The sequence below is a fragment of the Caballeronia fortuita genome (genome assembly GCF_001544835.2).
GTDB classification, from domain to species: Bacteria; Pseudomonadota; Gammaproteobacteria; order Burkholderiales; family Burkholderiaceae; genus Caballeronia; species Caballeronia fortuita.
The window spans coordinates 16,128-42,623 of the sequence record NZ_FCNX02000022.1; the positions used below are offsets into that span (position 1 = coordinate 16,128).

27 protein-coding genes and 1 pseudogene are annotated in these 26,496 nt (G+C 60.9%); 3 read left to right on the forward strand and 25 right to left on the reverse strand.

The window, feature by feature from the left end:
• Positions 1-156 precede the first annotated feature (156 nt).
• The 13 genes from AWB77_RS30625 to AWB77_RS30685 all read right to left on the reverse strand — a co-directional run bounded on the left by AWB77_RS30625 (position 157) and on the right by AWB77_RS30685 (position 13,589).
• Positions 157-1,878: an ATP-dependent helicase gene (locus tag AWB77_RS30625; protein WP_061138243.1), complete on the reverse strand. Its 1,722-nt coding sequence runs from the start codon at positions 1,876-1,878 to the stop codon at positions 157-159.
• Positions 1,879-1,888: 10 nt separating this feature from the next.
• Entirely contained in the window at positions 1,889-2,725 is an 837-nt protein-coding gene (locus AWB77_RS30630) for a hypothetical protein (RefSeq protein ID WP_061138244.1), read from the reverse strand.
• 284 nt (positions 2,726-3,009) lie between these two features.
• A complete protein-coding gene (locus AWB77_RS30635) occupies positions 3,010-3,624 on the reverse strand; it encodes an IncC plasmid conjugative DNA transfer DtrJ family protein (protein WP_061138245.1) in 615 nt (204 codons plus the stop codon).
• On the reverse strand, positions 3,617-3,871 hold the full coding sequence (locus tag AWB77_RS30640) for a hypothetical protein (RefSeq protein WP_244158710.1): 255 nt from the start codon (positions 3,869-3,871) through the stop codon (positions 3,617-3,619). The genes AWB77_RS30635 and AWB77_RS30640 overlap by 8 nt, the downstream gene beginning before the upstream one ends.
• The gene (locus AWB77_RS30645) at positions 3,828-4,346 is read right to left on the reverse strand and encodes a hypothetical protein (protein WP_061138246.1); all 519 of its coding nucleotides are present in this window, start codon (positions 4,344-4,346) and stop codon (positions 3,828-3,830) included. Before AWB77_RS30645 ends, AWB77_RS30640 begins: the two co-directional genes overlap by 44 nt.
• 10 nt (positions 4,347-4,356) lie before the next feature.
• Positions 4,357-6,228 (reverse strand): conjugative transfer system coupling protein TraD, encoded by a 1,872-nt coding sequence (gene traD, locus AWB77_RS30650; RefSeq protein WP_061138247.1) that lies wholly within the window; start codon positions 6,226-6,228, stop codon positions 4,357-4,359.
• Complete coding sequence (locus AWB77_RS30655) at positions 6,225-7,601, reverse strand: TraI domain-containing protein (protein ID WP_061138248.1); 1,377 nt, start codon at positions 7,599-7,601, stop codon at positions 6,225-6,227. The genes traD and AWB77_RS30655 overlap by 4 nt, the downstream gene beginning before the upstream one ends.
• Positions 7,598-8,620 (reverse strand): type IV secretion system protein, encoded by a 1,023-nt coding sequence (locus AWB77_RS30660; RefSeq protein WP_061138249.1) that lies wholly within the window; start codon positions 8,618-8,620, stop codon positions 7,598-7,600. Before AWB77_RS30660 ends, AWB77_RS30655 begins: the two co-directional genes overlap by 4 nt.
• Positions 8,617-9,384, reverse strand: coding sequence for a TrbJ/VirB5 family protein (locus tag AWB77_RS30665; protein WP_082852790.1), 768 nt, complete (start codon positions 9,382-9,384; stop codon positions 8,617-8,619). The genes AWB77_RS30660 and AWB77_RS30665 overlap by 4 nt, the downstream gene beginning before the upstream one ends.
• Before the next feature lie 23 nt (positions 9,385-9,407).
• Complete coding sequence (locus tag AWB77_RS30670; RefSeq protein ID WP_061138250.1) at positions 9,408-11,870, reverse strand: VirB4 family type IV secretion system protein; 2,463 nt, start codon at positions 11,868-11,870, stop codon at positions 9,408-9,410.
• Entirely contained in the window at positions 11,864-12,127 is a 264-nt protein-coding gene (locus AWB77_RS30675) for a conjugal transfer protein (protein WP_053572942.1), read from the reverse strand. Before AWB77_RS30675 ends, AWB77_RS30670 begins: the two co-directional genes overlap by 7 nt.
• Before the next feature lie 46 nt (positions 12,128-12,173).
• Positions 12,174-12,527: a hypothetical protein gene (locus AWB77_RS30680; RefSeq protein ID WP_035967777.1), complete on the reverse strand. Its 354-nt coding sequence runs from the start codon at positions 12,525-12,527 to the stop codon at positions 12,174-12,176.
• 12 nt (positions 12,528-12,539) lie between these two features.
• A complete protein-coding gene (locus AWB77_RS30685) occupies positions 12,540-13,589 on the reverse strand; it encodes a TadA family conjugal transfer-associated ATPase (protein ID WP_061138251.1) in 1,050 nt (349 codons plus the stop codon).
• A gap of 368 nt (positions 13,590-13,957) precedes the next feature.
• Here AWB77_RS30685 and AWB77_RS36210 point away from each other — a divergent pair.
• Together AWB77_RS36210 and AWB77_RS30690 are read left to right on the forward strand one after the other, a co-directional pair.
• Positions 13,958-14,413: pseudogene (locus AWB77_RS36210) on the forward strand (zinc-finger-containing protein).
• Positions 14,358-14,825: a hypothetical protein gene (locus AWB77_RS30690; RefSeq protein ID WP_061138252.1), complete on the forward strand. Its 468-nt coding sequence runs from the start codon at positions 14,358-14,360 to the stop codon at positions 14,823-14,825. The pseudogene AWB77_RS36210 and the gene AWB77_RS30690 overlap by 56 nt, the downstream one beginning before the upstream one ends.
• Before the next feature lie 77 nt (positions 14,826-14,902).
• Here AWB77_RS30690 and AWB77_RS30695 read toward each other — a convergent pair whose 3' ends face one another.
• From AWB77_RS30695 to AWB77_RS30740, 11 genes are all read right to left on the reverse strand, one after another.
• Entirely contained in the window at positions 14,903-16,228 is a 1,326-nt protein-coding gene (locus tag AWB77_RS30695; RefSeq protein ID WP_061138253.1) for a vWA domain-containing protein, read from the reverse strand.
• Between the two features lie 9 nt (positions 16,229-16,237).
• Positions 16,238-17,152 carry a hypothetical protein gene (locus AWB77_RS30700; RefSeq protein WP_045463797.1) on the reverse strand — a complete coding sequence of 305 codons (915 nt, stop codon included), beginning with the start codon at positions 17,150-17,152 and terminating at the stop codon, positions 16,238-16,240.
• Between the two features lie 106 nt (positions 17,153-17,258).
• Entirely contained in the window at positions 17,259-18,284 is a 1,026-nt protein-coding gene (locus tag AWB77_RS30705; protein WP_061138321.1) for a P-loop NTPase family protein, read from the reverse strand.
• 252 nt (positions 18,285-18,536) lie between these two features.
• Positions 18,537-20,054, reverse strand: coding sequence for a hypothetical protein (locus AWB77_RS30710; RefSeq protein ID WP_063936586.1), 1,518 nt, complete (start codon positions 20,052-20,054; stop codon positions 18,537-18,539).
• Positions 20,055-20,157: 103 nt separating this feature from the next.
• Positions 20,158-20,595 carry a hypothetical protein gene (locus tag AWB77_RS30715; RefSeq protein ID WP_157694951.1) on the reverse strand — a complete coding sequence of 146 codons (438 nt, stop codon included), beginning with the start codon at positions 20,593-20,595 and terminating at the stop codon, positions 20,158-20,160.
• Between the two features lie 249 nt (positions 20,596-20,844).
• The gene (locus tag AWB77_RS30720; RefSeq protein WP_061138256.1) at positions 20,845-21,306 is read right to left on the reverse strand and encodes a hypothetical protein; all 462 of its coding nucleotides are present in this window, start codon (positions 21,304-21,306) and stop codon (positions 20,845-20,847) included.
• Positions 21,303-21,701 carry a hypothetical protein gene (locus AWB77_RS30725; RefSeq protein ID WP_061138322.1) on the reverse strand — a complete coding sequence of 133 codons (399 nt, stop codon included), beginning with the start codon at positions 21,699-21,701 and terminating at the stop codon, positions 21,303-21,305. The genes AWB77_RS30720 and AWB77_RS30725 overlap by 4 nt, the downstream gene beginning before the upstream one ends.
• A gap of 105 nt (positions 21,702-21,806) precedes the next feature.
• Complete coding sequence (locus AWB77_RS30730; protein WP_061138257.1) at positions 21,807-22,091, reverse strand: hypothetical protein; 285 nt, start codon at positions 22,089-22,091, stop codon at positions 21,807-21,809.
• A gap of 37 nt (positions 22,092-22,128) precedes the next feature.
• On the reverse strand, positions 22,129-22,590 hold the full coding sequence (locus AWB77_RS30735; RefSeq protein WP_061138258.1) for an outer membrane lipoprotein: 462 nt from the start codon (positions 22,588-22,590) through the stop codon (positions 22,129-22,131).
• A 99-nt stretch (positions 22,591-22,689) separates the two neighbouring features.
• Positions 22,690-22,824, reverse strand: coding sequence for a hypothetical protein (locus tag AWB77_RS37255; protein WP_279616200.1), 135 nt, complete (start codon positions 22,822-22,824; stop codon positions 22,690-22,692).
• A gap of 117 nt (positions 22,825-22,941) precedes the next feature.
• Positions 22,942-23,187: a hypothetical protein gene (locus tag AWB77_RS30740; protein WP_157694952.1), complete on the reverse strand. Its 246-nt coding sequence runs from the start codon at positions 23,185-23,187 to the stop codon at positions 22,942-22,944.
• A 945-nt stretch (positions 23,188-24,132) separates the two neighbouring features.
• On the opposite strand from AWB77_RS30740, the gene AWB77_RS30745 reads away from it, so the two are divergent.
• Positions 24,133-25,338, forward strand: a complete 1,206-nt coding sequence (locus AWB77_RS30745; protein WP_061138260.1) for an adenine nucleotide alpha hydrolase family protein — start codon at positions 24,133-24,135, stop codon at positions 25,336-25,338.
• Positions 25,339-25,397: 59 nt separating this feature from the next.
• On the opposite strand, the gene AWB77_RS30750 is transcribed toward AWB77_RS30745, so the two are convergent.
• On the reverse strand, positions 25,398-26,492 hold the full coding sequence (locus tag AWB77_RS30750) for a hypothetical protein (RefSeq protein WP_157694953.1): 1,095 nt from the start codon (positions 26,490-26,492) through the stop codon (positions 25,398-25,400).
• Positions 26,493-26,496: the final 4 nt, after the last annotated feature.

Consider the following 26,496-nt stretch of genomic DNA (forward strand, 5'->3'; position numbering starts at 1 on the left):
GTTACAAAATGAGCCGGATATTCACACCCCCCTTAGTCGGCTCACTTTTCGTATCGTGAAAGCCTGTCGGGGCTGCCTTTGCGCGTGGTAAGTTCCTAAATCAGCCGGTCGATTTGCGGAAATTTTGCCGGCTAGCGATGCCCGGCAGATTCGGAGTTAAGCCGCGGCGCCCTGGTTAAGCTGCGCCTCAATCACAAATCGGGACTCGAAGTTTTTTGACGTTCCCGAGACCATTAACGATTCGCGAGCACGCGTCATGGCGACATAGAACAGCCGCCGCTCTTCTGGCTCGGTCGATTTCGGGTCTGGGACGATCGTCTCCTCGCTGCGGGCAATCCAGACGTGATCCCATTCGAGCCCTTTGGAGCTGTGCATTGTCGTGAGAATCAGAGCGCCCGGTGTCGGCTCATTGTTGTCTTGGCGCAAAAACAGCAGCCGCTCTGCGAAACTGCCGGACAGGCGCGACAAGACGTCGTTCGTCGCCTGAATTGCGCGGATTGCGGAATCCTTCTTCGCGTACTTCAACATCCATTCGGCGACGCCGGAGAGCGTAAGCGAATAAAACTTGCGATCGCACAGACTTTGCCACTCAGCGAGCCGCTTCATGAACTCGCGATAGTTCGTCGCCACGTCTTCGGGCAGCCCCAGTTCTACCAACTCAGCCCGGCCCTTCTGCGTCAGTTCCGCGCCCATATCCGCGTGAAGGGCGCGTAGCTGCTGAGCGGTAAGCCCTAGGTGCGCCAAGACCGCATCGAGGCCTGTGTGTTTGATTCGCTCCACGATTTCGAGCAGATTGCACATCAGCGCGCCCTCCGGGCGGCTCAGGACGGACGCGCCCGATGCCCGGTAGTATTTAATGCCATGCGAGCGGCAAACGGACTCGAGGGGGTCTAGTATGCGGTTGGTACGCGCCAGGATCGCGCACGACTGCCCTTTCGCGAGCAGCGGCCCGAGCACCTCGACCGCCGCGGTTGCCTCCTCATATTCATCCGGATGGCGGGACGTTTGCACAGTACCGCCTAAGCCTTTTTCCGCACGCAGGACTTTTGCGATGCGGTCGGCGTTATTCCGAATCACCCGGTCCGCTGCGCCCAGAATCTCTGCGCGGCACCGGTAGTTGCTGCCTAAGACAACGGGCTTTGCGGAAAACGACTGGATGAACGACTCCATGCCTCGGTAGCCAAGCGCCTCGCGGAACGCGTAGATGCTCTGATCGTCGTCGCCCACGACTGTCACGATCGAGCCTGCCTGCGCGTGCAATTCTATCCAGCGGTACTGCAGCGGGTCGGTGTCCTGAAACTCGTCGACGAGCAGATAGGTGAACGCGTATGGGGCGATGGTGCCTTGCTCCATCCCCTCGACAGCCAAGCGCAGCATGTCCTGAAAGTCGATCTTGCCGTTACGCGCAAGCGCGTCCTGATATGCGTGATAAAGCTCGCCGTCGGCGGTGTTCCGGTCGCACCGCCCGAAATTCGTTTTGATCTTCTCGATCGTTGGGATAACGTCTTCTGCCTTGCCGTCGCGGCCGAGTTCCTGCATCACCCGGATGAGCAGGCCAAGCCTGTCGCCATCGGAGGCGATATCGAGCGCCTGCGCGCCGGGGCGTTTCAGTTGTTTGAATGCTAGGGAATGGAAGGTACCGGCGATCAAGCGCTTCTTCGCCGACTCGCCGGCGGCAGCCAGGATGCGCTCCCGCAATTCCAGCGCGGCGTCCTTCGAGAAAGTGACCGCGCCGACCGTCGCGGCGCTGTCTTGTAGCAGCAGGGCCGCTTTCGTGGCGATGGTTTTCGTCTTGCCTGCGCCCGGACAGGCGATCGCCACGCAATGCTGGCGCAACTGGGCGACTTCCCGTTGCTGGGGATTGAGTTCGTCCAGCATCGCGCCCTCCTTAGTTGCCGCGAACCGTCGTCATCAGCTTCAGGTGCGTCATGTACCCGCGAATGCCAAGCGGGTTGAAGCGCTTGAGAAAGTTGACGGCTTCGTCGTCGACGTCGGACTGGTCGCGAATGCCGTTCCACACCATGAAGTCGAAGTGATCCATCGCCCGGTCGAACTTCATGATGACGCCCAGCACGCGCATCGAAAAGCGGGAATACGCCTCGACTTCGATGTCCATCGCGGGCATCGGGATCGTCGGCTCGAACACGAATTCCTTGTTAGCCCGAAGCTCCGCTTCCTTTTGCTGGCGGAAGCCTTCGGCCACGCGCAGTTGCTCGTCAACGTAGCTCTCGATGCCCGAGAGCAGCTTTTCGAGCGCGCTGTTGACCACTTCCTTGTCGTTCTCGCCGAAGGTCGAGCGGCCGAAACGCTGCATGTTGATGCTCATGCGGTTGATGTACGGCCACCACTGCTCGAACAGCGGCTTCAGGCGCGTATGGTTCAGACGCACGCGGGCGGTCACGACTGCGGCACCGGAAAGCTGGCGGTCAAGCAACTGGCGACCGATCTCACGGCGGCGCTTGATGATTGAGATACGCTCAGCGGCAGGCAGATCGCGGAACAGCTTGCGCGTCTTGGCGACTTCCGCCCGCTTCATGTCGGCGTCGTCGGTGGAAATCACGCCTTCCTTCTGGAGGCGGTCCGCATCGGCCTCCATCTGCGTCAACTCGCGCTCAAGCTCGCCGTCGTCCGCGCCGTCGGTCGTGAGCGGCGCCTCGGCCGTACCTTGTTCAAGTGCGCTCAGCGCGACTTTCTCTTCACTGCCGGGTTCGACAATCGTGCTCATTCGCCGTTTCTCCTGTCTGGACCGCATCGGTCCCGTTTCATCGTTGGGGATCAGGCAAGCAAAGCGCGTTGCCCATATTCGACATTGTTGCGGCGGTGGCAGCGTGCGAGAGCTCGAAACGGTGGCTAATTAGAGCGCCTTTCACGGAATTATCGGCGCGCCTAGACTGGAAGCGAAGACGAAGGCGGAAAAGACAAAGGCAACGCTATCCGGGTAGCGTTGCCTGAGGGGAACAGAGCAATCTTTTTGTCGAACAGCTAACGCGAGTCGCGCGACGTTTTTCCCTATCTCGACGACTGGAAGGACTCGGCAGCTTTCCACAGGAGACCTCCGAGGAGCGCAGCGACGGCGACCCAGTAGCCAACCAGGACCGGCAACGGAACCACCAGCACCGCGAACAGCGTTCCAGTGACAAGCAGCAGTCCATGGCCTGCCAGATGGAAAGACAAGGGACTCACAAAGCCCGCAGCCGACGCTTTGATCTTCCTGCGCGCCGCACCGTCGACGAACATGCCGACGGCGAAAAGAAGTGTTCCAACGATCCACATCTTCATCACCATCGCACGGAAGAGCATGCGGTACACCAGCAGCCAGAAGTTCTCGGTCCAGGTATGGGCGAACGATGAGAACCCGCCGTCGTCCAAGCCGCCGACCTTTCCAGAGGCATTCAGCGTACGGTGCAGCAGCCCACTATCGACAAACGCACGGCGGAACTCGTCGTTGGCACTGCGCATCGCGCGGTCGACCCGGTCCTGCCCGACTGACTTAACGAGAGAATGTGTTTCCGCTTCCGGCACCTCGAATAGCTTACGCTCCGGGATCGCCGGCATCACCGCGATGGCGAGCACTGGCACGAGCAGAAACCACACCTTGATGTGCGAACCGAACCGGCTAGCCATGTATCACCTTGACTAGCATGAGGGCGGGCACCGCGACGATTGCCATCAGTCCGCCCCAAAACAGCGCCGGGCGGAATTCGGCGATTGTTGCCAACGCGTAGCACCGCGCGCCCGCGCCGTAAGTAAATTCCTCGGGCACGGCCGCGTTGACGTCGCCGTCGAAGGCGGCGGCAGTGTCACGCGCCCGCTGAGCCGTGCGCGGCTCAACTCCCGACAGCTTCGCTATGATCGTAACGGTGAGCGACATCGTATTCCTCGAAGTAACGGCGGAAGGCTTCTCCTTGAAGCACGCGTGCGGCGAGCTGAAACGCGGCGGTGCGCTCAGTGATCTCGTCCGGGCAACGCTCATCGACCATCTCGAACTGGTACTCGAAGTGGCGCGCTTCGAATGCGGGAATTGCCTCGACCATCGGACACCACACCGACACCTTGTCGCCGAACCGCGCGACAAGCCGGCGAGCGTATAAAGATTTCGATGGCTCGAATAGACCTTGCATGAAGGCGATATGCTGGTCGCCCGTGCGCTTCGCGCGCCGGAAGCCATCAAGCGCCGACTCGATCATCTCCGCGGCCAGCGGCCCTTTGTCTCCCATAAACCGCTCCCCGATGAAGTCGGCCACACGCGAGCACGCAAGCTCCAGCTCCGGTGCGACGTTGAAGACCGCAACCAGCCTGTGCGAGAGCTTGTGATCGCGAATGATGTTTTTATATGCAGCGGACATAACTTGTGTTTTAGCCTTCGATGATAGGAATTCGACCCTGATACACGGCACCGCCAGAGATGCGCATGAAGTACTGCAGATTCGGCAGACTGTGGAGCAGCTTCACTGGAATGAGCGGCACCTTCTCCAACTGAATGGAACGGGACTGCGAGCCACTGAATTCGAGCGCATGCGCCTCGGTCGTGGTATTGGTGCTGTTGGACACGTTCACCACGCGGATCGCAGTCTCTCCGACCTTGTCCGAGAACCACTTTGCTGTATCTGAGTCCTCTAGTCTAAGCACCACCTGATTGTTGAGGTTACCCAAAACCTGCAGCATTTTCGCTGCGTTTCCGAGTTTCGCCTCGAGGTCGGCACGCGCCTGGAATGCGACGAACGCCTTGAACCCTGCTCCGCGTCCCTTGTTCAGGATTTGGATTACTTGCTCATTGATGGCCTCAGCGATCTCGTCGATGATGAGCACTACATCGGGCTTCTCGGCATAGAAGTTGTAGATCGCAACGCACACTGCCGCGACGTCCGACAATGCCATGGATGCGATTGCCTTCTGCACGATGTTGTTCGACAGCGAGTCAAGCCCCATGTACAAGACCGCCTTCTGCTTAATGATCTTGTCGATATCCCATATCTCGCGCTCGTCCTCGAAGTCGTCCGCTTTCGGCGCGAGCATGAGGCCCGTTTCCCCGGTCGCCAGCATCTGTAGCAGCGGCAACGCGGACGCGATGATCTTCATGTAGTGCTCGCGATCGTGGGTGTGCGTGGCGATCAACCCATCGATCGTCTCGTGCCCTCTGTCGTGAGCGGCAAAGCGGTCGAGATACAACTTCACCATCCCGTCAATCAGCGAGGCATCGTTGCGACGCTGCGCGTCTTTTACCGTCGCCGTGACGGTCAGTTCTTCCCAATCGGTCAGGCCGTTCTCGATAAAAAATCGTCGCAGCCCGCGGTCGAGCAAATTGCCAATGCCAGACTGTGCGTATTTGAGAATCGAGCGCAAATTAGGCTTGTCGCCCACATACAGCTCGCCTTTCACGGCGCGGTCGATGAAGAGAAACGCGAAGTCACGGAACCGGCCTTCTTCCATCAACTGCGCGATGCGCGACGGGATTTCCGACGGCTGCGACCAGTTTTCGAGCGGGTTCAGGCGGATCGACTCATGCGGCTTCGCCTGATTGAAGTACAGGAACTTGCGCCCGGTGCGCGCGCATTCCTTCTCCACGCGCTTTTTCCACTCGTCATCGTTCTTGGGGTCGACGATGATCAGGACGTCCTTGGGGTTGTGGATTACCTGCGTGGAAATGACTTCGTAGGTGCGGGTCTTGCCCGCGCCAGTCGTCCCCGCCACCAGCGTGTGACCGCCCATCGCCTTATAGTGAAACGGCACCTCGACCTTCTTCTGCTCCATACCGTGGATCCAGGACGATCCCTGCGGCATGCGATCGCGAATGCTGTCGCGCGGGCCGAATAGCCGCTCGATCCGCTCCTCAACGGTCCGGCCTATCTCGGTTTTCGGCAGCCACTTCGGCAACGACGGAATGTCGGTTACGGGCATCCGGAGGATCTCGTGCGCAATCTGCGTATGCTTCTGCGTCCACTCGTATCCGATGCCCAGATACATCGAGTCCGCTCTTTTCCGCATCGCGTTCTGCGTAGCAAGAAGCTTTTCGATGCGAATCTTGCTCAGCCATTTCGTTGAGATGGCCATGCGAAAGCTCAGCGCCTTCCATATCTGGAGCGCACGGATCGCGAGGAGCGCCGCACCGACTAGCGCGAATGCCCATCCGTACGGCATTCCAGAGATCAGAATGCCAACGATGACGATGGGCCAAACGAGAAACGGCCGAAACTCGTAGATCGGACGGAAGTGATTGACGTAGTTCATGCCGCGGGTCTCTCCACGATGAGACGGCCGGCGCGCTCGACAATGCAGATGTCATTGCCGTGTGCGCGCATGAGCAGGCTGCGCTTCTTGAGTTGTTCGACAAGCGTATCGCTCGTGATGCCGTATCCGCCGACGAGCCGCTTCTTGACGGCCAGCCCCTTCTCTTCCCACGCCACTTCCGCCTTCCCTGCTGCCACGTCGCCAGCAAGAGCTTTGAAAAACTCTTTCAGCATTGCAGCGCCGGGGCCGAGGAGTTCCGTCAATTCTTCGTCAGACGGCCCGACCCTGTTTGCATTCGACCTCGTAGGACGCGCTGTGGCGGGGTCGACCGGCGCCGGACGCGACGCAGGCGCGCTCGAGCCGGTCGAGGGCTCAGTCGCACCAGCGGCCTGTGCTTCGCTGCGCTCCAACGCATCGAGCAACGACTGAGAGAACTTCGGCGCGGAGGCGCTCGCCTGCTGCTGCGACGCGACCGTTGCTCCAACAACGGCAGGTTGCGGGTCGGCAGTATTCGTCACCGACGCCGGAGCCGTTTCCCCGTTTGGCGCACCGGAACTCGCCGGAGGCTGCCCCGGGGGCACGGCCGAATCGGCGGTCGCGGGGGCGGGTGCCGCGACGAACTGCGGCTCAAGCGCGAGCGCGACGTGCACGGCTGAGGGAACGTCGTACTTCACGGGCGCAAAGACGGCGCGTTGCGCCTTGCGCTCAAAGTCCACCGCAACGTCCATGGCCTGCCGCACCACCTTGTGGACGAGGGGTTCGAACCCCTGCGGGCTGCGCTCTGGATTAATTGCGTTGAAGAGGTCGTCGAGCACCGCTGTGTCGAACCCGGAGAGCAACTCGGGCGTGATGACGGTCTGTGCAAACATGGCAGTGCGCATGCGCTCATTCTTCAGTGGCGTCACACGCCGCTCAACGGCGAACTGACCGGTTCCTATCCACGTGCCGAACGCCCCGTGCGCCGCCGGATTCCACTTCGTGCGGTCCGAGAGGCGCACCATCTCAAAGTGACGAAACGGCTCATCAAGCAGCGAGCATGCGGCGGCCAGGAAGACGGCGTAGTTGTATTGTGGCTCCAGCCGCCGACGCTTATCTGACGTGAGGTCCGCCGCGAACTTCTGCCCGCCCGCGAGCCGCATCGCATAAAAGGTCGATTCAATCGTCGCGCGGAATGCACCGCCCGGCTCGCAATGCATCTCGGGCGTGAGCGGCATAGACGAGAACCAGTTAGCACAGCGACGCAGCACAGACACCCACTTGCGTGCGAACTCCGTTTCCGTGCTTTCATTGGCGCATTGTCGGACTAGTTCGACTCGCTTTTGGTGCGTGGCGAACAGGTCCTCGACAGAGATTGCAAGGTGAGCGGTCGTCATGGGATAAATTTGGCCGCCAGCTTCATCGCACCGGTACCGGTTGCTGTCGCTCCGCCGCCGAAGATCGTCGCGAGCTTCGGAACCTCGAACGAGAGCAGCAGCACGAATATCGCTAGATCCAAGACATACGCTCCGTTGACGGTAGTTGACCCGCCGACTTCCGTCGCCTTTTTCACTGCGTCTGTGATCGACGAGCCGACAAGCTTGATCAGGACGGCAACTACGACCGTGTACATCCCCGCACTAATCATCCAATCAAGCCACTTCTTGAAATAGCTCCGCGTGTACGACGAGAATCCAAGCGCAATTGCGATCGGGCCTAGGACGATACCGATCGCTGCCTGGATTTGGCCTATGGCCGTGTAGTAGACGAAGATGATCGAGGCAAGAGCCATCACAAGCGCGGAGACGGCGAGGACGACAACGTCAGTCAGCAGTGCAGGGATGTCCCACAACTTGACCGTTTTCAGCTTGGTGGTCAGCGCGTCGATGATGGTCCCCGCGAGCGAGGCCATCTGGGAACCGACTGAGCCGTTGTCCGACTGGCTGATATGCGCCGCCAACTGCTCGAACCATGTCCAGAAACCGGCCGCTGACGTGGTATATCCAAGGTACAAGGCGACGAAGATTCCCAGGATTGCCACTTCTTCGAAAAGATCGACCCACGCCGAAATAGGGTGATGAGTCCCGGCGAAACGAACGCCCACGAGGACCAGCGAGATCACGCCCAGCCCCCACGCGAACTTATTCGCCTCACTCATTACCCCCGAACTCGCAGCGACGGCCGCGTCGACGACGTTGGATAGCAGAACGTGGATCTGCTGAGCCGCACTCGTCGCGCCTTTAGCGAAATCGCCTGGCTTGCTCGCAAGCAACGCCGCAGAGCTTGTTGCGGCCGAAGCCGGCGCGTCGGCCGCTGCTTGCGCCATGGCACGGTTGGAGGTGACAGCAAAGCAGCAGATCGTTGCGGCAAGCACAAGCAGCGTTCTAATTAAAGTCATGACAGACCGCAGCATCATTGCCCCAGCACCTTCGAAGAGCCGATCTGTGTGTCGAAGGCAGCACGCTCTCGATCCTGTTGCGCTTTGATCGCCGCCTGACTCGCATTGTTCGCCTTCTGATCCGCGACTGTTGCGGAATCTTTGACAGCGTCACTGCGTTGCTTCGCCGCCATCATCGTCAGAAGGTCGCTGTTCTGGCTGGAGATGATGTCGAGCATGTGCGTGGTCAGTTGAGCAGTTGCCTGCATCGTCGGCGACATATTCAGTTGGTCTTGAATTTCCTGCCGGCGCTTCGCGAGCGTGCTGACATGCGAGATCACGTCGTTGCCCTGCTGGAAGAGTTGCTTGGCCGTCTTGTCGTTGTTTTGAAGCAGCGTGTTTTGGTCGGTGAACCACTGTTCCGGCGTCTTGCCGGACTGAGTGATAAGCGCCTGGACTTTGCTTGCGTATTCCGCGTTGTTTTGCAGCCCGCCGTACAGGTCCTTCAGCGCATCCGTGTATTTGGACAAGCTCGTAATGTCGCTGGTGATGCTATTGAACTGCGCCAGCATCGCTGCAGGATTCAGGTTGGTCGCCTGCTTCAACTGGTTGAGCATCATCTGGTACTGATAGACGAGGTTCGAATCCTGATAGACCTCACCCTTCACGGCGGCCGCGGCGGTCATCGTGTTCTGAATGAAGTTAGACGCGTCGAACACCGGCATGTTCGCGTTGGCGTGTTGCACGAATGCCAGTGTCAGAACACCGGTGGCTGCGACGCAGCGGAGCAGTTTTTTCATCATGGCGATACCTTTATCTAATGCGTTCAAGCGTTGACGAGCACGTCGCGCACGTAGTCCTCCCGCCAGTGCGGGCTGCCTGACTTGACGTGCTTGTCGAGGAGCGCCTGCGCGCGACCGTCCGAGCGCAGGTAGGCAAGTGCCTCCTTCGGGAACTGCGCCTGCAGCATCCGGCTTTGCTTGGCCGTCACCCACAGGTAGTCGCGGTTGGGCACCGCGTCGGAAATCATCTTGATCTGGTGCTGCGTCAGACCGAATACGTCGCTGTACAGCCCTTGGTTGTTGATCGCGTCGCTGTTCGGCAGGTAAATGATGTTCGGGATGTTCTCTTTGAGAATCTCGAAGTTCGGCACGCGAGCCAACTGGCCGAGCGACTGCGTGGCCATCAGCAGCGCCGCGTTGAGCTTTCGGATCGTCACCGCCCAGATTTCGAGGCGCGCGTAGAACTTCGGGTAGGTGAAGAAGAACCCTGCCTCTTCGATCTCGATCACCGTGTATCGCTTGCCGTCGAGGATTTGCGCGATCCGGTAGAACGCGTAGTCCATGAACAAGGCTGCGGCCACCGGAAAATTCTGAAACAGGTCGCCCATCTCGATCGACAAGTCGTCCGAGATAGCGAAGCCGTCTTCCGCGTGGTCGAAGAATTTGCCGTTCTTGTTGCCCTCGGTCCAGACCTGAAGGCGCTCGCGCAAATCGGCCGGCAGCAGCGTGATCAGCCCCGAAAGACGCCACTTCTCCGGCGGAAAGCCGAGCGCGAGCGTCCGGATGCGCTCGTAAATCTCGGTCTGCTGCTGCGGCGTGCAGGTGTAGTCCTCGCCCTCGATGGCGAGTTGCACCCAGTCCGCGACGTAGGACCAGTGCTTTTCCTCGCCGATGAGCGAGAGCGGATTGACCGAGGTTGCGGCTTCAAAACGCCCGGTTGCATCGATGAACCGGCCACCCGCGAGCAACGTGGGAATGCGAGTCGAGCGGTCTTTGTCGAAACGGATGCGCCGTGCGCCGTGGCGCCCGGTCTGCGTCATCAGGTAGTTCAGGAACACCGACTTACCGGCACCGATCGGGCCCACGACCAGCGTGTGCGCCTTGCCGCCGGGATGATGCAGGTCGAAATACTGGAGCGTGCGATGGCGGGTGGGCAGGCAGGTGAGCGGCCCGGTTTTGGTGCCAGACTGCTGCGTGAGCCACTCGTTGACCTTCGATCCCTCACCCACGCTGCACAGCGGCGCGATGTCGGATACGGCGGGCGTCTCAACGAACTGCAGGCGCTTTTGCTGATCCCAGCGTCCCGGTAGCGTCGCGCTCCACGAGGCGAACAGGTTCGTCTTTTCCAGGATCACGCCGAAGCCCGCGTTGCCGATAACGCCGACGACCTGACGCGTCGCGTCTTCGCATTCCTCGGGCGTACTGCCGTAGACGACCACCGAAATATTGGCGAAGCCGTACTGCTGACCTTCGGCGTCGAGCTTCGCGAGCGCGTCGCCCGCCTCCTTCGCCAGAATTTCACGGCCTTCGTCGTTCTTTTGCTCTTCCTTCGTTGCCCACTGCTTGAGGATCGCGACCGGATTGAACGCAGCAACTTTATAAAAGCCGCGAATTTTCTTGATGTACGCACTTGCGCGCGAGGTGTCGAGGAAACGGAACATCACGCAGACATCCAGTTCCGCGTCCACCTGCGAGAGGACGTCGAGCGCCGCCTCTTGAAAGCCCATCCATTCCTTGATGCCGATGATCCGCGCGTACACCTTGCCGTGCGCCGATTCGAACATCAATTCGGTCGCGCCGATCGTGACTTCGGACTCAGTCAGGTGGGTATCGAGCATCGTGACCGGATAGCGCACGCGGCGCTTAGGTGACGACGGGTTCGCGCGCTGGTGCAGGAACGACAGCGCGTTTTGCAATTGCAGCCGCTTCATCTTCAGGCGCGTGACGCCGCCGACAAAGCCGTCGATCACGGACTCGAACCGCTTGATCTCGTTCTGGATCTTCGTCAGGTCGAAGGCGAAGGCGCTGCGCGCAAGAATCGTGTCTTTCGCCGCTTCGAACATCGCAACGGCCAGATTCTTGCCGCCGACCGTCATGTGATAGCTGATTTTGTCGAAGATCCGCGAAATGCCGGTCTCGGGTGTAAAAGCGAGCGCGAGCGAATGCGAGTTCTTGAAGAACTTACCGCTGCCGATGATCGCTTGATTGATCGCGTCGACGCGCGCATCGGCTTCCGACGCGAATGTGCCTTCCATGCCGCCGCGCACGCGCCGGTGTGACATCCGCCACCACGCGGTTACCCGGTGGTCGAAGTTCCGGCATGCATGGTCGAGGTTGTCGCGCGCGGCCGTAATGTCGCCGGGATTCGGCGAATCCGCGTCGATGCCTTCGAACTCGAACACGGTCAGGAGCGACCCGTCCTTGTTGAGCACCAGCTCGGGCGTGACCATCGTCGCCCATGGCGCGATCTCCTGTACCGCCCGCTTGGTGAACGTCATTTTCAGCATGGAAGGTCCTGATCAAACCCATACGGCCGCTTGAAGCGCGCGCTAAACCGGCTGCTCGGCCCCGGCTCATAGACGTCCGGGTAACGGTTGTACACCAGCATCACGATTCGCCACCACGGGTCAGTCGAGCTTTTCCAGCGCAAAAACACATGCACCACGACGCCGACAAGGAGAAATCCCGGCGTCCAGCTCGTGTAGGTGAGCAGCGCCGTCATCGTCCCGTTAAAAATGGCAAGCCCCCGGTCTGCCCCGCCCATCTGGCGCGGCAATGAAAGGCCTCGACTAACCTTGTGCTGGCGCATATCAGCAGGCGTTGGCCATGTGGAAGTGGCTCTGCATGATCGGCACGGCGACGGATGCGATACCGAGGCCGACCAGCACCACCGAGAACGTCTTGGCGATATTGCTTTCCGAGTTCGCCACTGCAACACCACCCAGCGTGATGAGCACGATGCCGATGCCGTACAGGTACGGGCCGCTGATGAGGTTGCTGATCGTGCAGATGATGTCCGTCAGGCCCGTCAGGTTCGAAAAATCGCCCGCAGCCATTGCCGCGACCGACACGACGCTCAAAAGCGCGCCGACCAGCATGGACTTGCCCGGACGCAGACGCTTCGCCACCGTGGCGGCTCTGTTGAGTACCTTCTTGCCCTTCATTTGATGCTCCCGTTAAAAAACGCGTTGTAGGTCGTAATCGTTGTTTTTGAATCCCCGGATTTCGAGGATTTCGGAGACGTGCCGCATCTCGCCGGTGCGCTTGAAATGCACGACGTAGTTGAAGCAGTCAGCGATGTTTTTGCGCATGTCTTCGAGCTCCCACCGCGATCCGGTCGGGATGCCGAGCATGGCGAGCGATTCGAGGCGGCTGAGCGCCGTGCGCCCGTTGTTCGCGTGGATGGACGCGAGGCCGCCATCGTGGCCGGTGTTGAGCGCCTGCAGCAGGTCATAGGCTTCGCCGCCCCGGACTTCACCAACGATGATGCGGTCGGGGCGAAAGCGCAGGCACAGCGCGACGAGCAGTTGCGTCGTCACGTTCGTGTCGGCATTGGAGAGCAGCCGCACGCGGTTGGGCACGTGCAGCTTCAATTCCATCGTGTCCTCGATGGAAATCACCCGCTGGTCGGACGGGATCTGTTCGATCAGCGCGTTGAGGAACGTGGTCTTACCTGCTGACGTGCCGCCGGCGACGAGGACGTTCTTGCGTGATTGGACGAGCGCGACGAGCGCGCGCATGAGCGCCTCGTCCTCGATGCCTTCCTCAAAGTGAATGGCTTCCGCGAACTCCGGCCGAGCATTCGCCGCAGAGAACGCCCCCATGCTCACGTAGTCCGAGAGCGTCAGCTTCGACTCCCGATGCTTCCGGATGCTCAGCGCGTGCCCGTCGATCGACGTCGGACTCATGACCGCTGCGATACGCAGGTTTTGATGGCCCGCGTTGATGATCCCCTTGTCGCTTCCCGCCTTCGCCGACTTTTCGACGGACGAGGCGAGGGAATGAATTGCGCCTTCAAGCTGTTCCGGGCGCAGGTCGACGTTCTCCCGCGTCATCACGCCCCGACGCTCCACCCAGACGTTGCGGTAGTCATTGATCATGATTTCCGCGAGGTCAGGCGCATCGAGCAGCTCGCGCAGCGGCGAGAGCGCATGGAAAAACATGCGCACGGCTTCAGCTTCCAGCGGACGCAGCTTCAGGAGTGGGTTATCGACAGACTCGGACATGCGATGCTTTGTGGGCTATCTAACATGTCGGCTATTGTTGGCGTTGGCAAACGCGCGCAGGCATCGAAAGAGGCGTCAAATTGAGCAGCTTTCTCCGCGACTGCAGAGATATATTCGGGGGCTGTTACGGAAAGGACCCGCCGATTCTTTCGCTGAGGGTGTCGACCAACGCTCTCCGGAGAGCGTCCCACTGCACTTCTCGTTTATGTTAAGTCACTGAATTTAACGCCGAAAATCCATGTTACAAAATGAGCCGGATATTCACACCCCCTTAGTCGGCTCACTTTTCGCATTGTGAGACGTAGCGGTTGACTGGCGTTACCGATCCGGCTTGCTATATTTGACCTTTCCGCCAGGAGTCCGCGGCGATGCACGTTGGAAAACCAGTCAAGCCAGCGTCGCGGGCGTGCCGCAGTAGTCGCAGTTGGGGTGAGGAAGACGGTCCGTTGTGGCTTTGAGCGGACGCGTGGGCCGGCGTTTTTCCGCGCAGCACCCGCCACGTACCGCTAGGCCGTCTCGCTGACGCCCGGCTGCGCGACCTAAAGGCGAAGCTCCATGCGGCGCTCGAACCGTTGGTTGCCGCGAAGGTCCGGCGCGATGGCTGCAATGTGTTTGAGGCGCGCGCCAAAGCAACGAAATGGCTCGCGGCCGAAATCGGGGCGGATGCGGAGAAGTGCTCGATCCATACGCTCGGCGCGGATGCACCGCTAGCCCTTCAGAACCGGCGTGGGAAGATCGTTAACACTGGCAGCCAATCAAACGTTTGCTATGTCTCGCACCCTTCCATTCCAGCGCTCCTCTCAGGCCGCCCGCGCGCGCCTTAACAAAGCGCAACTGCTCCCGATCCCGCGTTCCGTTGCCGATGAGCTCGCGCTTTGTGCCCACCTGTCGTTGGAAGCCATCCGCGGCGACTGTGACCATATCGGCCCGGCGCAGCACATCACAGAAGTCGTATTGCTCGGCAAGTTCCTTAGCGAGGCGGGTCACGGCGAGTTTTCTCACGAATCGCTGCTGGCGGCCGACCGAGCAATGGCTGAAGTGTTCGAAGGCGGCAGGCAAACCGGAACGTGGGGTGTCGCCTCCGACGCCGCCTTTGCGCTACTGGCCGCGATCGTCTGCATGTACGATCGTCAACTCCATAGCGCGACGCTCGGCGCGCTAACCACCGCAAGCGACCGTCTGGAAAGGTTCAAAGGCGGCGAGGCTTACCAGCCGCTGCAGAAACGCCGCGCGTGAAACTCGCGCGCAGAAAAAAAGCCCGGCAAATTTGCCGGGCTTTCGTTTTTCAGGGAATGCCCGGCCAAAGCCGGGGACTAGCAGATCACCTCCATCGTCTCGCCAAACGGCGCCTTGCGAGCGCGCGTCAAAGGCGTGGTCGATGCCCACAGCACCGGATAGTGGGGCGCGACGGTCGGAAAGCGCCCCACCATATCTGTCAGGTAGACCAGAAAGGCGGGGTTCATGTCGTCTTGCGCGACCCGGTTGAACGGATCGACGAACGCCGTCCCGCCACCACCACGCACGGGCTTGATCTCCGGCGAGTCGCCTCGCTCGAAGATCTGCACCTGCGTGACGCGCGTGTCGCAATCCATCACGATCAAGCGCGCGGGCTTCAGCGAGTGGAAAACCGCGAGGATCTCCGCGTCGAACTGCGCCTGCGTCTCGTCGAACACCGAGCCGCTTGAGTCACGGACGAACACCGCATCGCCGATCGCTGGTGTATGCAACGACGGCAAATAGAAGCCGAGATGCAGATACCGGCGATTCGGCGCCGCAAAGCTGTAGTCCGACGGCGACGACTGCTGAGCGAAACGATGCAGCACCGCGCGCCAGTCCACAACAGGCCGAACCGCTTCCCCGGCCATCGCCTGCAGATCGCCGGGGAGCTTGCCGCGCATCGCGGCCGCTTTCGCGGCTTGCGTGACGGCAACCTTCCACTCCGCCTCCTTTACCGGCTTGTCCGGGCCTTTGTAGGGCCGCACTTCGCCGAAGGAGCCGGGCTTTGCTGGCTGATCGGCGGGCGACTGCCCCGGCGCGGTGCCGTTCTGGCCACCAGGCTTCGGAGCCTGCCCGCCGTTCGGCTGCTGCTGGTCTTGCTGACCCGGCTGCGGCTGCTGCCGCTGCTGCGGCTGCTGCCCGTTCTGAGGCTGCTGGTTCTGCGGCTGCTGATTCTGCTGCGGAGGCTGTTGCTGCTGTTGCTGCTTTTCCTTCTCCTCCTGCGTCAGTAAGCCGTAGATCTCCTCGGCCGACTTGCCCGTATAACGCGGATCGACGAGCGCCCCTTTCGGCAGAATCATCCCCGACGACAGCACGATCGGGTTGATCGCGTAGTCGCAGGCATCGTTCCATCGGTCGGGATCGCGCGCCCCCTGACGCCAGCAGTGGCCATTGGCCACGTGCAGCACCTCGTGGGCGACGACGCCGCGCACTTCGAGGTCGCTGAGCGACTCCATGTACGTCGGGTTATAGCCCAACGTCTCGCCGTCGACCCAAAACGTCTTGGTCGACGGATCCTCGCGAACGTTTAATCGGAGCGCTAGCGCCCCGAAGAAAGGTTGCGAGAGAACGAGCTCGGTCCGCTGCCGGGCAATGCGCGGATGGACCGCGCTACTGCCCAGCACAACATCGGTGCGGTCCATGACGCCCCCTTACGCGACGAGGCGCAGTTGGCTTGCACCGGCCGACTCGACTTCCATCGGCTCCGGCTGCATGCCCATGAACGCGGCCATCAGCCCTTCGATCTCCTGTGCCTTGCTGGCCACCTGGGAACGAAGCACGCGCGAGTCTTTCAGTTCCGCTCCCGTATGCACGGCCAGATGCGTCTTGGCCTGCTCGAGGATGTGCGTGAGCTGCGGGTCGTTCGCAAAGTTCAGCTTCGGCAGCAAAGCGCACAGCTCGCGCACGTTGTTGGCGACGTCCAGTCGGACGTTGCCCGTCGCGTACAGCCGATTGGCCATCTGCGAGACGGCTTCGTACAGACGCCGCACCAGGTCCTCGTTCGCGGTCGCGATCGAGGCGAGAACGTGCTGGTCCAACTCGCTCTTGAGCGTGTTGAGCACGTTCGCCGGAAGCTCGACGCCGAACTGGCTAGCATCGGGGAACGGCAGAACCGCCATCTTCACGCCGAACTTCGTGGTCAGCTCAGCGAGGGTCGGATAGTCCGCCTCGTTGAACAGCCCATTCAGTTCTTCGCGAGCCGCTTCCTTGAGATTCAGGTAGTCGGTGAGGAACACGGAGACCGCCAAGTCGAACTCGTCTTTCAACGAGCGCATCTTTTCGGCGAAATCCATGTAGACCATCGTCGGCAGCAGCCGCACGCCCAACTGGTCGTACTTCAGCGTGTGATCGTAGAAGTACGAGCGGATGCGGCCGGCGAGCGTCACGACTTCAGCAAAGCTCGGCGCGTGCTCGGGCAACAGGCGTTTGTTGAATCTGCCGATGCCCTTCGCGTGGTGCTTGCTCTCGACTTCCTGCGTCACCTTGCCGTCGAAACGGCGGGCGACCCAGGTCGAAATCGTGACGGAGCAGAGCATGACCTTCGATTGGATGGAAGTGATGTCCATGAGAGAACCTCGTAGAAATGAATGGATGAAGCAAAGAAAAAGGCCCTGTGCGTCCGAAGACGCGACAGGGCCAACATGGGTGATGCTGAGAAAAGTGGAGTGCTTGTTACTCGCCGCGGATGATCTTGCCGATCTCCCCGCCTTGCGCGCCAATGAAGGCATACGAATTCTGGATCTGCGGCGAGCGCTGGACAGCGTCTCGCACGAGCAGCGCTGCAAACTCGCGATGCCCTTCACCGATCAGACGCTCGGTGTAGCGCACGACACGATCGAAGTTGTTTTCGTTCGCGCGTGCCGCAAGCGCTGCCGCGATCGCGTACAACGCCGAAGGCGTCGTCGGAATCATGGCCGTGTCGGGCGCGAGAAGAATCGCGTCCGGATTCGGCAGTTCGCGGAAGATCTGGAGGAACGCGACCAGTTCCGTTGCGGCACCCTCTCCCACCGAACCGGCATAGGAGATGTGCTCAAGGTGCTTGGGGACTACGTCCATGGTTTTCGCCACGAACCCCCAGCTACGCGGGCTCGGTGCATTCTCGATATCGCGCGACGTCTTCTGCACGGACAGCAAGTCCGGACGGAAGCGCAGAAACGCGATGAGTGCCGGCGGGATGTTTTCGCGCACGGCCCACTGCGTCCAGTCGTCGATGGTCGGTTCCAGCTCTACCACCGTGGCGAAACGCGAGATCACCGGATCGAGAATCCCGGAGACACCGGCGTTATCCGTGCGGCGGTTCGTGGCCGCGAGGAACGTGACCTGCGGCGGCAGAACGTGCTCGCCGACGCGCCGCGCGAGCAGCAACTGCATCTTCGCGGCTTGCACGGCGGGCGAGGCCTGCCCAAGGTCGTCCAGGAACCAGATGAGCGGTCGTCTGGCAGTCATCGCTCGTTCCAAATCCCCGAACGGCAGGAACTTGGCGGTCGCGCCATCGGGCGAGGGAAACGGCAACCCTTTCGAGTCGGTCGGATCCTCGACAACCGGGTGACTGATGAGCAGTTCGTGATCAGTCGCATGCGCGGTCTGTTCGACGATGTCGCTCTTGCCGATGCCCGGGCGGCCAGTGATGAGCACCGGCAGACGCTTCGGCACGTACAGCGAGAGGAGTTCGGCGAGTTGAGCGGGCGTGACTTTCATGATGGCTTCCAAAGAGAAGCCCCATAAAGACTACGCCCGTAGGGACGTGGTCCCTGTGGGGCAAGATATGAAAAAGCCGGCTCGTGGCCGGCTGGGTCGATGCGTCAGTGACGCGGGTGATAGATGCAGTGTAGGGGTCGTGGGATCAGTCAATCCGTGCAAAGGTCACTATTTCATAGCGCCTTAAGCCGCCGTGTCATCGCGAGCGGTGAAAAAGAACCCGGCACGATGGCCGGGTTGGTCGAAAGAGAATCAGCTTGCGCGCTGTTCAAGCGACGCGCGCGCGTAGGCGAGCGTACCGTCGTTTGCGCGAAGCGATACCTGCAAATGCCGAACCGGGTCAGCGAGCGCATAACGCACGCTAGTGCCCTGCCGCACGCTCACGATCTCGGAGAAGCCTTCTGCGATCGTCCTGTCCACCCATTGCGCACCGGTCACGACTGCACCGTCTTGTATGCGGATGCGCGAGATTTCGGCCGCCTCGCGAGCGCGTGCAACCTCGCGGGCGACGCGCCTTGCCTCGCGTTGCGAGACCGACAGCGCCTCCCACTCTGCCTGCTGCGTGGCGTCCATCCCCGCCAGTTGGAAGATGGCGCGACGCCGAGCCGCGGCGCGAACGCCAATGAGCTTGATGCCGAACACCTCGCGGACCGCTTGCTTGGTCGCGCGGTTGGCGTCGTCTGGCCGGTCCAGAATGCTGAGCAGATAGGACATGTCGGCCGTCTGCACTGCTTTCGCAAACTCGTTGGCGAACGTGTGCGTATGCCTGCCGTGGTCGAGAAGGGCCAGTTGCGAGTCGAGCTGGAAGCGGCGTGCGCTGATGCTGCCCGACTTGCGTGCTTGCTCCAGTTCCGCCAGCCGGTTGTCCCGCGCGCGATCGGCGAGCGTACGCCGCAGCACTTCCGCGAACTGGCAGGTTGGCAGGCCGACATCGACGGGCTTCAGGTACGCCTCCGGCAAAGGATGCGCTTCGAGAATGCCCTTCGCGTACAGCAAGTCGTCGACTTCGACCGTCGTTGGCGAGTTCCGCACGAGACCCATCAGCATCGCGAGCAGCGCCGCATTGTCAGAGGTGATGGCCTGCTTCGAATGACGCATCACCGTTGCCAGCGGCACGAGCTTCGCGAGCGGAAGCGCCCCACGCAACTCCGGCACCGCTAGAAGCGGCTTGGCCCATTGCAAGTCGGAATCGAACTTCGACAACGAAGCGTAGTCGTCGATCACCGCCTGCGGAACGGGCTTGCCCGCAGCGAGCGCGTAGGCCACATGAACTTCGTGCCGACCGTTGCACTGTCGATTGTCCAGCACCGGGCCGGCGTAGCGAAAGCCGAACCGACGCTCGGACTCGCCCTGCAGCAGCTCGAACAGGTCCAGCCCGCGACGGCCGCTCTTAGCCGCCTCTTCGTTGGCTTGCGCCACCTGATCCGAGGAGAACAAATACAGCGGCTCGCGTGCCAGATCAAAAGCCAGATAGAGCAGTTGCCAGTGCTCGCGCCGGATTTGCCACGCTTCGAGCGCGGCGAACGACGGTCTGAAGTAGGCCGCGTCGATCTCGTCGATGAGCGACAGGAAGAGGCTTGTCGCCGTTCCAGGCCGACGAACGGTCAGCGTGCCGTTATAACGAGCGACGCATACGGAGTGGCTGACGAACGTAAGCGCGATCTTTGCGGCGTCGACTGCTGCGACGCTCGCGTCGTCTCGCAGGAAACGGAGCACTTCGAGCATCGTACGGAAGGAATGGGCGGAGCCTGAGAAGGAAAGCTGATACATGGTTGATTGCCTCGGAAAATTGCGGGCAATCGTTCCCTGTCGGGTCGATGCCCGGCAAGGGTTAAGTGCGCCAAAACGGGCGCGGATAAGAGTTGAGAAGCTATTACGCCGCGTCGATTAGACGGGCGATCAGACGCGCGAGCGACCACGCGTGGTCAGTCGAAAACACCTTCGCGCGAAGCAACGGCATGATCGCGTAGGTCCGGTCGAGCGAGTCGCTGAGCTGCGGTCGGCTGACGAAGTCCACATGAACGATCCACCCTTCCGAGTTGCCGATGCACACAGACACGGAAATCCGGTCGCGTGACGACGGCTCGGGCCACGGTCTGCTGTGGCGCGCTCCGTACATCGCCTCGTTGGGGTCGTCCTGCAGGTTCGCGTGACAAAGCCACTCCGGTTCGAGCTCCGTTCCGCGCAAGAATCGGCACAGGTCCTGGAAGACCTGATCGACCGTTTTGCCGTCGGTGTCGAGCCGCGCGACTAACTTGATATCGACTACGCCATCGGCGCTGATACCGTTGGTGACAGGGTCCGACAGCACATCGGCGTTTGCTTGAGACATAACCAGCTCCTGAAATGAAAAACGCGCCCGGAGGCGCGCTAGAAAAAGGAAGTCGAAAAAAAACCGCACCCCAAGGGTGCGGTCCGGTCTGTGGACTCAGCTTGCGCTGTGTCGAATCATTTGCCCCACTCGCGTTCGCGATCCCGCTTTTCCCCATTGTGATTCGTCCACAAGAAGAACGCGGAAATGACGACCGAGAAGCCAAAAACAACCAAGCCAGTTGTCATATTAATCTCCTTTCATGCATCGAAAGCCTACGTACCATAGTAACACTGCGCCGCCCGCCTGTAGCGCGACGGAACCGACAAGACTCCAGCTAAAGGACGTGGCGGAATGCACCGTTGCGGCTGCACTGACGATTGCGGCAGCTGACAAAGTGTGGAGCAGCCGCCCATTTTGCTGACGTTGCCCTTTCGTCGGAGACGCGATCGAATCCACCAATCGCTTCAAGCGTGATCCGTTCCCGGTGGGAACTGCTACTTCCCAGTTACTGCCGTCGGCGCGTATCTGCAGGGTGTGCCCGTCGTAGTCCATCGTGAACACCGGCGGACACTCCGAGCCATTCATCGCTTCGAGCAACCCTATCAGACGCGGCGGCAGGAACACAGCGCCCGTCACTGTTTCGACTGATGCTGTCTCCGTGATAGTCAAACCGCAGCTGTATTCGACTTTCACCTTCGCCAGCTTCATCGACGACCTCCGCACTTCGGATCGATGCCGCCGGCCAACCGCAGGCCGTCCAGCATCGCTCGATAGCCGGAGCGCGTTTCGAGTTGCGTCAGGGCGACGTGGTTCTCGCCCCCACCCGTCTGGTCAGATCGGCCGCGCCGGGTTCTGAAGCTCAGCGCGACACCCGAACCACCTCCACGCTCGAGCACGTCGACAAACAACGTTTCGGTACGCAACGACACCCGTACGGCAGCGTTGCCGCGACGGGTATCGGTGACGATCTCGTGCGCATGCGCCGGAAGACGCAAGTCGTGGGCGACGCGTCGCAGAACGCGCGCCGCATGACGTTGCAGAGCCGCTTTCGCGCCGGCATTGGCACTACTGCGGTCCGCATAGAACACTCGGGGAATTTTCATGATTGCCTCATTGCAGACGAGGCAGGTCCCTTGCGGGGAGCCTGCCCCGCAAGGGTTGGCGCGGTTTTCACCGCACATTCAGAAGATGCGTACTGCGACGCCCGGTTAGAGGAATCGCGCCTTGTAAGCGTCGAGCGCAGGCTTCAAGCGTTTGAAGCTCGCGTCGCCGTAACCGTCGCTGATCCGCCCAACCTCGGCGAACAAATGCGGCCGCGCGCCCGATGGGCTGAACCGCGGGTGAGACACAATCGCCGCGAACTCGTCAACGTCGCCTGCTTGCGCAGCGACTTCCACCGGAAGCATCCCGTAGAAGTTCTTGCCGTTGACATCGTTGGTCGAAGCGTCCCAGCCGCTGGTCTGGCCGTGGGTGATCAACTGATAGTGGTTCATCGATGGTTCATCCAGTTGGTCGAGGCGTTGCCGCCAGTTAGTGGGTGATCCGGTAGCCGGACCCATTCGAGACGAGAAACACCTGCTGACCAACAGCAAACTGCTGATCGTCGACCTGTGTAACGACCACGGTCTGACCGTTTGCGCGACGAAGGAAAACTTCGACACCGCTGTGACGAGACATAGCGGCGCTTACGCGCTGAGCGACCAACCCGGACACGGAGCCGGAAAGCGCGCCGGCAATATAGCGGCCGCTACCGTTGCCGATGACTTGCGAGCCCAGGAAGGCACCTGCTGCTGCGCTGACGATCGATGCAATGCCCGACGAGCCAGAATTGCTCTCGATGGTGATCGGACGCACGCGCAGGATGGTTGCCTGCTCGAACTGGCCGATGCGTTGAATGTCGTAGCGCTGGTAGGTATCCGGCGAGCCGAAGTCCGCCGTGGCGCAGCCAGTGAGAACCGAAAGAAGCATCACGGAACAGAAAAACTTGATCATGGATCACCTCGATTGAATGTGAGGCAATCCATTCCCGAAGGGGCTGGTTTGCCCCAAAGGGAAGAGAAACGGGAAATACGCAGCGTCAAGCTGCGTGAGTCAGTGGGTGACCGAGGCGATTGCCGTCGAGACGTACGCCACGGCAACGAGAAACGACAGCATCTTCCAGGCCTCGGCGTCCTGCTTGGCGTACCAGGCGAGGCTACTGAGAGCGTGTTTGAGGATCGGAAACATGGGCAACTCCTGAAAAAGATAGGAGCCGCCCTTGATGGGAGGCTCCCATCAAGGAAAGATTTGGACCTGAAGAAACGGCGTCCAGCGAACCGCACTGGACGCGTCGTTTACGAAGACCTACGAGGCGGTATGGCTGAGGTGATGCAGTCTGACACGACCGCTTTGCACCAGATGCCGTTCGGCTTGATGGTTGAGCGAATAGTCCCAATCCACCATTGCCGTGCCGTCGCTCCACACCGAATGAATACGTCCGGTGTAAAGCTGCGGCGGGCTGGCCTCGACGTCCTGACCGACCACACGCTGATTCGCCATGAAACCGCTCTTGCGGGAAACTTTGACGACAGGTGCGAGATTGCGAGACATAGACAACTCCAAAAAAATAATGGGAGCTGTCTCCCGGAGGGAGAGGCTCCCAACGGGACGAAAAAAGGCGACCAACGAGGGTCGCCAGAAGATTGCCGTCATAGACGGCTGGAGAGAAGCTGGTCCTCCAGCACGCTGGAGGGGTAGGTCGATGCGCAAAAGCGCGGGGAATGGGGCCAGTCTACGAAGTCAATCGCGCAGTAGAAGTCGGAAAGCTCAACAAATCGCTATGCCTTTCGCTCCAACACCGAGACGGACAGCTTTCGGACGGTGACTTTCCGCGCGACGAATCCTCCGGAGCGGGGCCGGCAGCACGAAGCCGGGACGAAAAAAAAGCGCCTGCTCCATTACTGAAGCGGCGCTTGAAAGTCCGTCGCAAATCCGAGGGCCGTCGACGAACCTGAGAGAGACGCCATTCTAGCCAGCGATACCGTAGCCGATGCGTTGAAAAGGACGCTAAAAACGTCGCGATTCGGAATAAACACCGTCCCAACGACGGGAAGCGAAGCAAATGCAGGGCGCTCTGACAAAAGCGCACGGTACAAAGAGACGTTGATAGCCGCCAATTTGCAGGGCGAAGAAAAGGCCACCCAGGGATGCCCCCAGGATGGCCTCAGTTTTTTCTTGTTTTGTATTGTCTGGTCTCTCAGCACCCTTATTAGCGGGTAGGGTCAATATAGACTGACAAATAAAAACCGACTGTTGGACAGATCACTTTTCTCTCTCATGCGCGGCTTTTTCTTGCGCATCGGAGCTTAGCAACTAAGCTACTACTGCGTGTCCTCTTGGCTGTGGACGCGCGCTGTTGTAGATCACATCCAGTCGCCCGCTGTCGTTCGCCGCGACGCGGGCTTTTTTTCGGGCAGCTCGTCGCGGAAGCCCGCCCAGCTTGACTTTTCGCTGTAGCTGCGAAGATGAATCATCTACCCCGATTCTTCTTCGACCATGCTCCAGACCATCGACCTGTCCTCGCTTCGCACCCGTTCAAACGCCTACGCTCCAGCGCGTGCCCGCGACGTCGCACTTACCCCGGAGGTGGCGGCGCTGCTCACAACGGACGCTGTCGTCGCTATAGGCGTGAGCGGCGGCAAGGACAGCGTCGCCTGCGCGCTCGCGGTTGCGCGCTATCTGGACGCCACCGGCCACAACGGTCCGCGAGTCCTCGTTCATTCCGATCTCGGCCGTGTTGAATGGAAGGACAGCGGTCCGGCGTGCGAGCGGCTTGCCGCCCATCTGGGCTGGGAACTGCTCACGTTGCAACGGCAAGCCGGTGACATGCTCGCCAGATGGGAGAAGCGCTGGTCGAACAACGTCGAGCGCTATCGCGATCTCTCCTGCGTGCGGCTGATCCTGCCGTGGAGCACGCCGTCCATGCGCTTCTGCACCTCAGAGTTGAAAGGAAACCTAATTAATTCCGCGCTGAACAAGCGCTTCCCGACCCACAACATCGTCAGTATCACCGGTGTTCGACGTCAGGAAAGCAGTGCTCGCAGCAAGATGGCTGTCGCGGCCCCGCTCGCTCCCCTGTCGACCAAGGGGCGCACCGGTGTGACGTGGAATGCGATCATCGAATGGACCGTGGACGAGGTCTTCACCGAGATCGCTGCGGCCGGACTTGCGCTGCATGAGGCATACACGGTGTATGGCGCGTCGCGCGTCTCATGCGCCTACTGCATCATGAGTTCCCTCGACGACCTGCGAGCCGCGGCAAGCTGCACCGACAACCACGATGTCTACCGTGAGATGGTGCGCCTGGAAGCCGACTCGACGTTCGCCTTCCAAGGGCAACGGTGGCTGGCCGACGTCGCACCCCATCTTCTGCCGCCTGAACTGGCCGCCGACTTGGCGCGTGCGAAGGCTGCCGCCATAGAGCGCCAAACCATCGAGGCGGAGATCCCTGCGCACCTGCTCTTCTCGTCGGGGTGGCCGACCGCACGCCCGACGCCCGACGAAGCGGAATTACTCGCGAGCGTGCGCCGCCGCGTCGCCCAGACAGTGGGCATCGAGGTCGGCTACACCAGCGCGGCCGACGTTATGCGCCGTTACGACGAACTACTCGCACAGCGGCAAGGCGCGGCCTCAGTTGAAGACGCAGATGCCACGGCACCCGCAGTCGCGTCAGTCCCGGCACAAGCGAGCTTCGCCTTCTAGCGGGCGAAAAAAAAAGCCACGCCCCGGAAACCGGGAGCGTGGCGTTGATTAAAACAGCACTAGGCGAGACACAGCGAAAGCTGAACGTCCGCCGCAAAAAACGCGGGATCCGGCGCGGCGCCTTCACGCGCCACGGGGACTTCCCACTGAAGTTGCGCATCGCCAAAAGAACCGAGACCGTATAGCAGCCGGTCCGTGTCTTCGCGATTGAGCAAGTCGCCGAACGTGAAGCTGAAGACAGCCGGAGCGCATGCGCCCTCCGCCACGAGCCTGAGCGTTCCTTCAAGCTCGTCAGCGCGGCGAACCCGCCACTCTTCGGTGCCCTCGGGCGCGCGCGTCACGGTGATGCGCGTCGCCACAGGCACTTGCGCAGCGTTGCTCAAGGCGTCGCGGAACGCAGGGATTGCCTTCTTCGCGAACCCCGGCGTTTCCATTTCCACCGGATACGCGACTTCAGTGATGAAGGAGCCGACCGCGCTGTATTGCCAGCCAGCGTGACGCAACGGCGCGGCGCCCATTGCAACCAACACATTGTGCTGGTCGATGGAATGACACCGCACCTCGGGCATCCGCTCCATCGCCGTCTTCGTTGTGGGCGGCACCGGCACTTCGATACGTGCGGTCCCACAGTCGTATTCCTTCAGCACTCGCCAAACGCTGAGCGGCCCGCTGTTCCCGTAGATCGAGAGCAACAGGTCGATGTCCGCGTGCAGCGAAACGCTCAAGCTGCCCCCAACCAACTCTTCGATGCGAGACTCGAAGCCCGCCCGGATCAGCGACAGCCGGACATCGTCCAACTGCGACTCAGGCACCGCCGAGTAGCACGAGGAGCCAACCGACAGATCGACCGCCCGGTCCAGAAGCAGCGTGGGCTTGGCGAGTTCACTTCTCCAACTCGCAATGTAGTTTTCAGGCCGTATCGATCCATTGCGGCTGCGTAGCATCCCGCCTTCGCAACTGGTCGCGTGCGAGAAGATGCGGCGCATGACCTGCGCATAGTTGCCCAGTGCCACTGCCGACCAGCGGTCGGTGTGCGGATAGACGTTCGACTCATAGCCGCGCTCGAACAACGCGTAGATCCACTCGCCGTCGGCCTTCTGCATTGCGCCTGCGCGCTTGCCCGTCAAAATCGAAGAACCCATGTCTTGCTCCATTGGT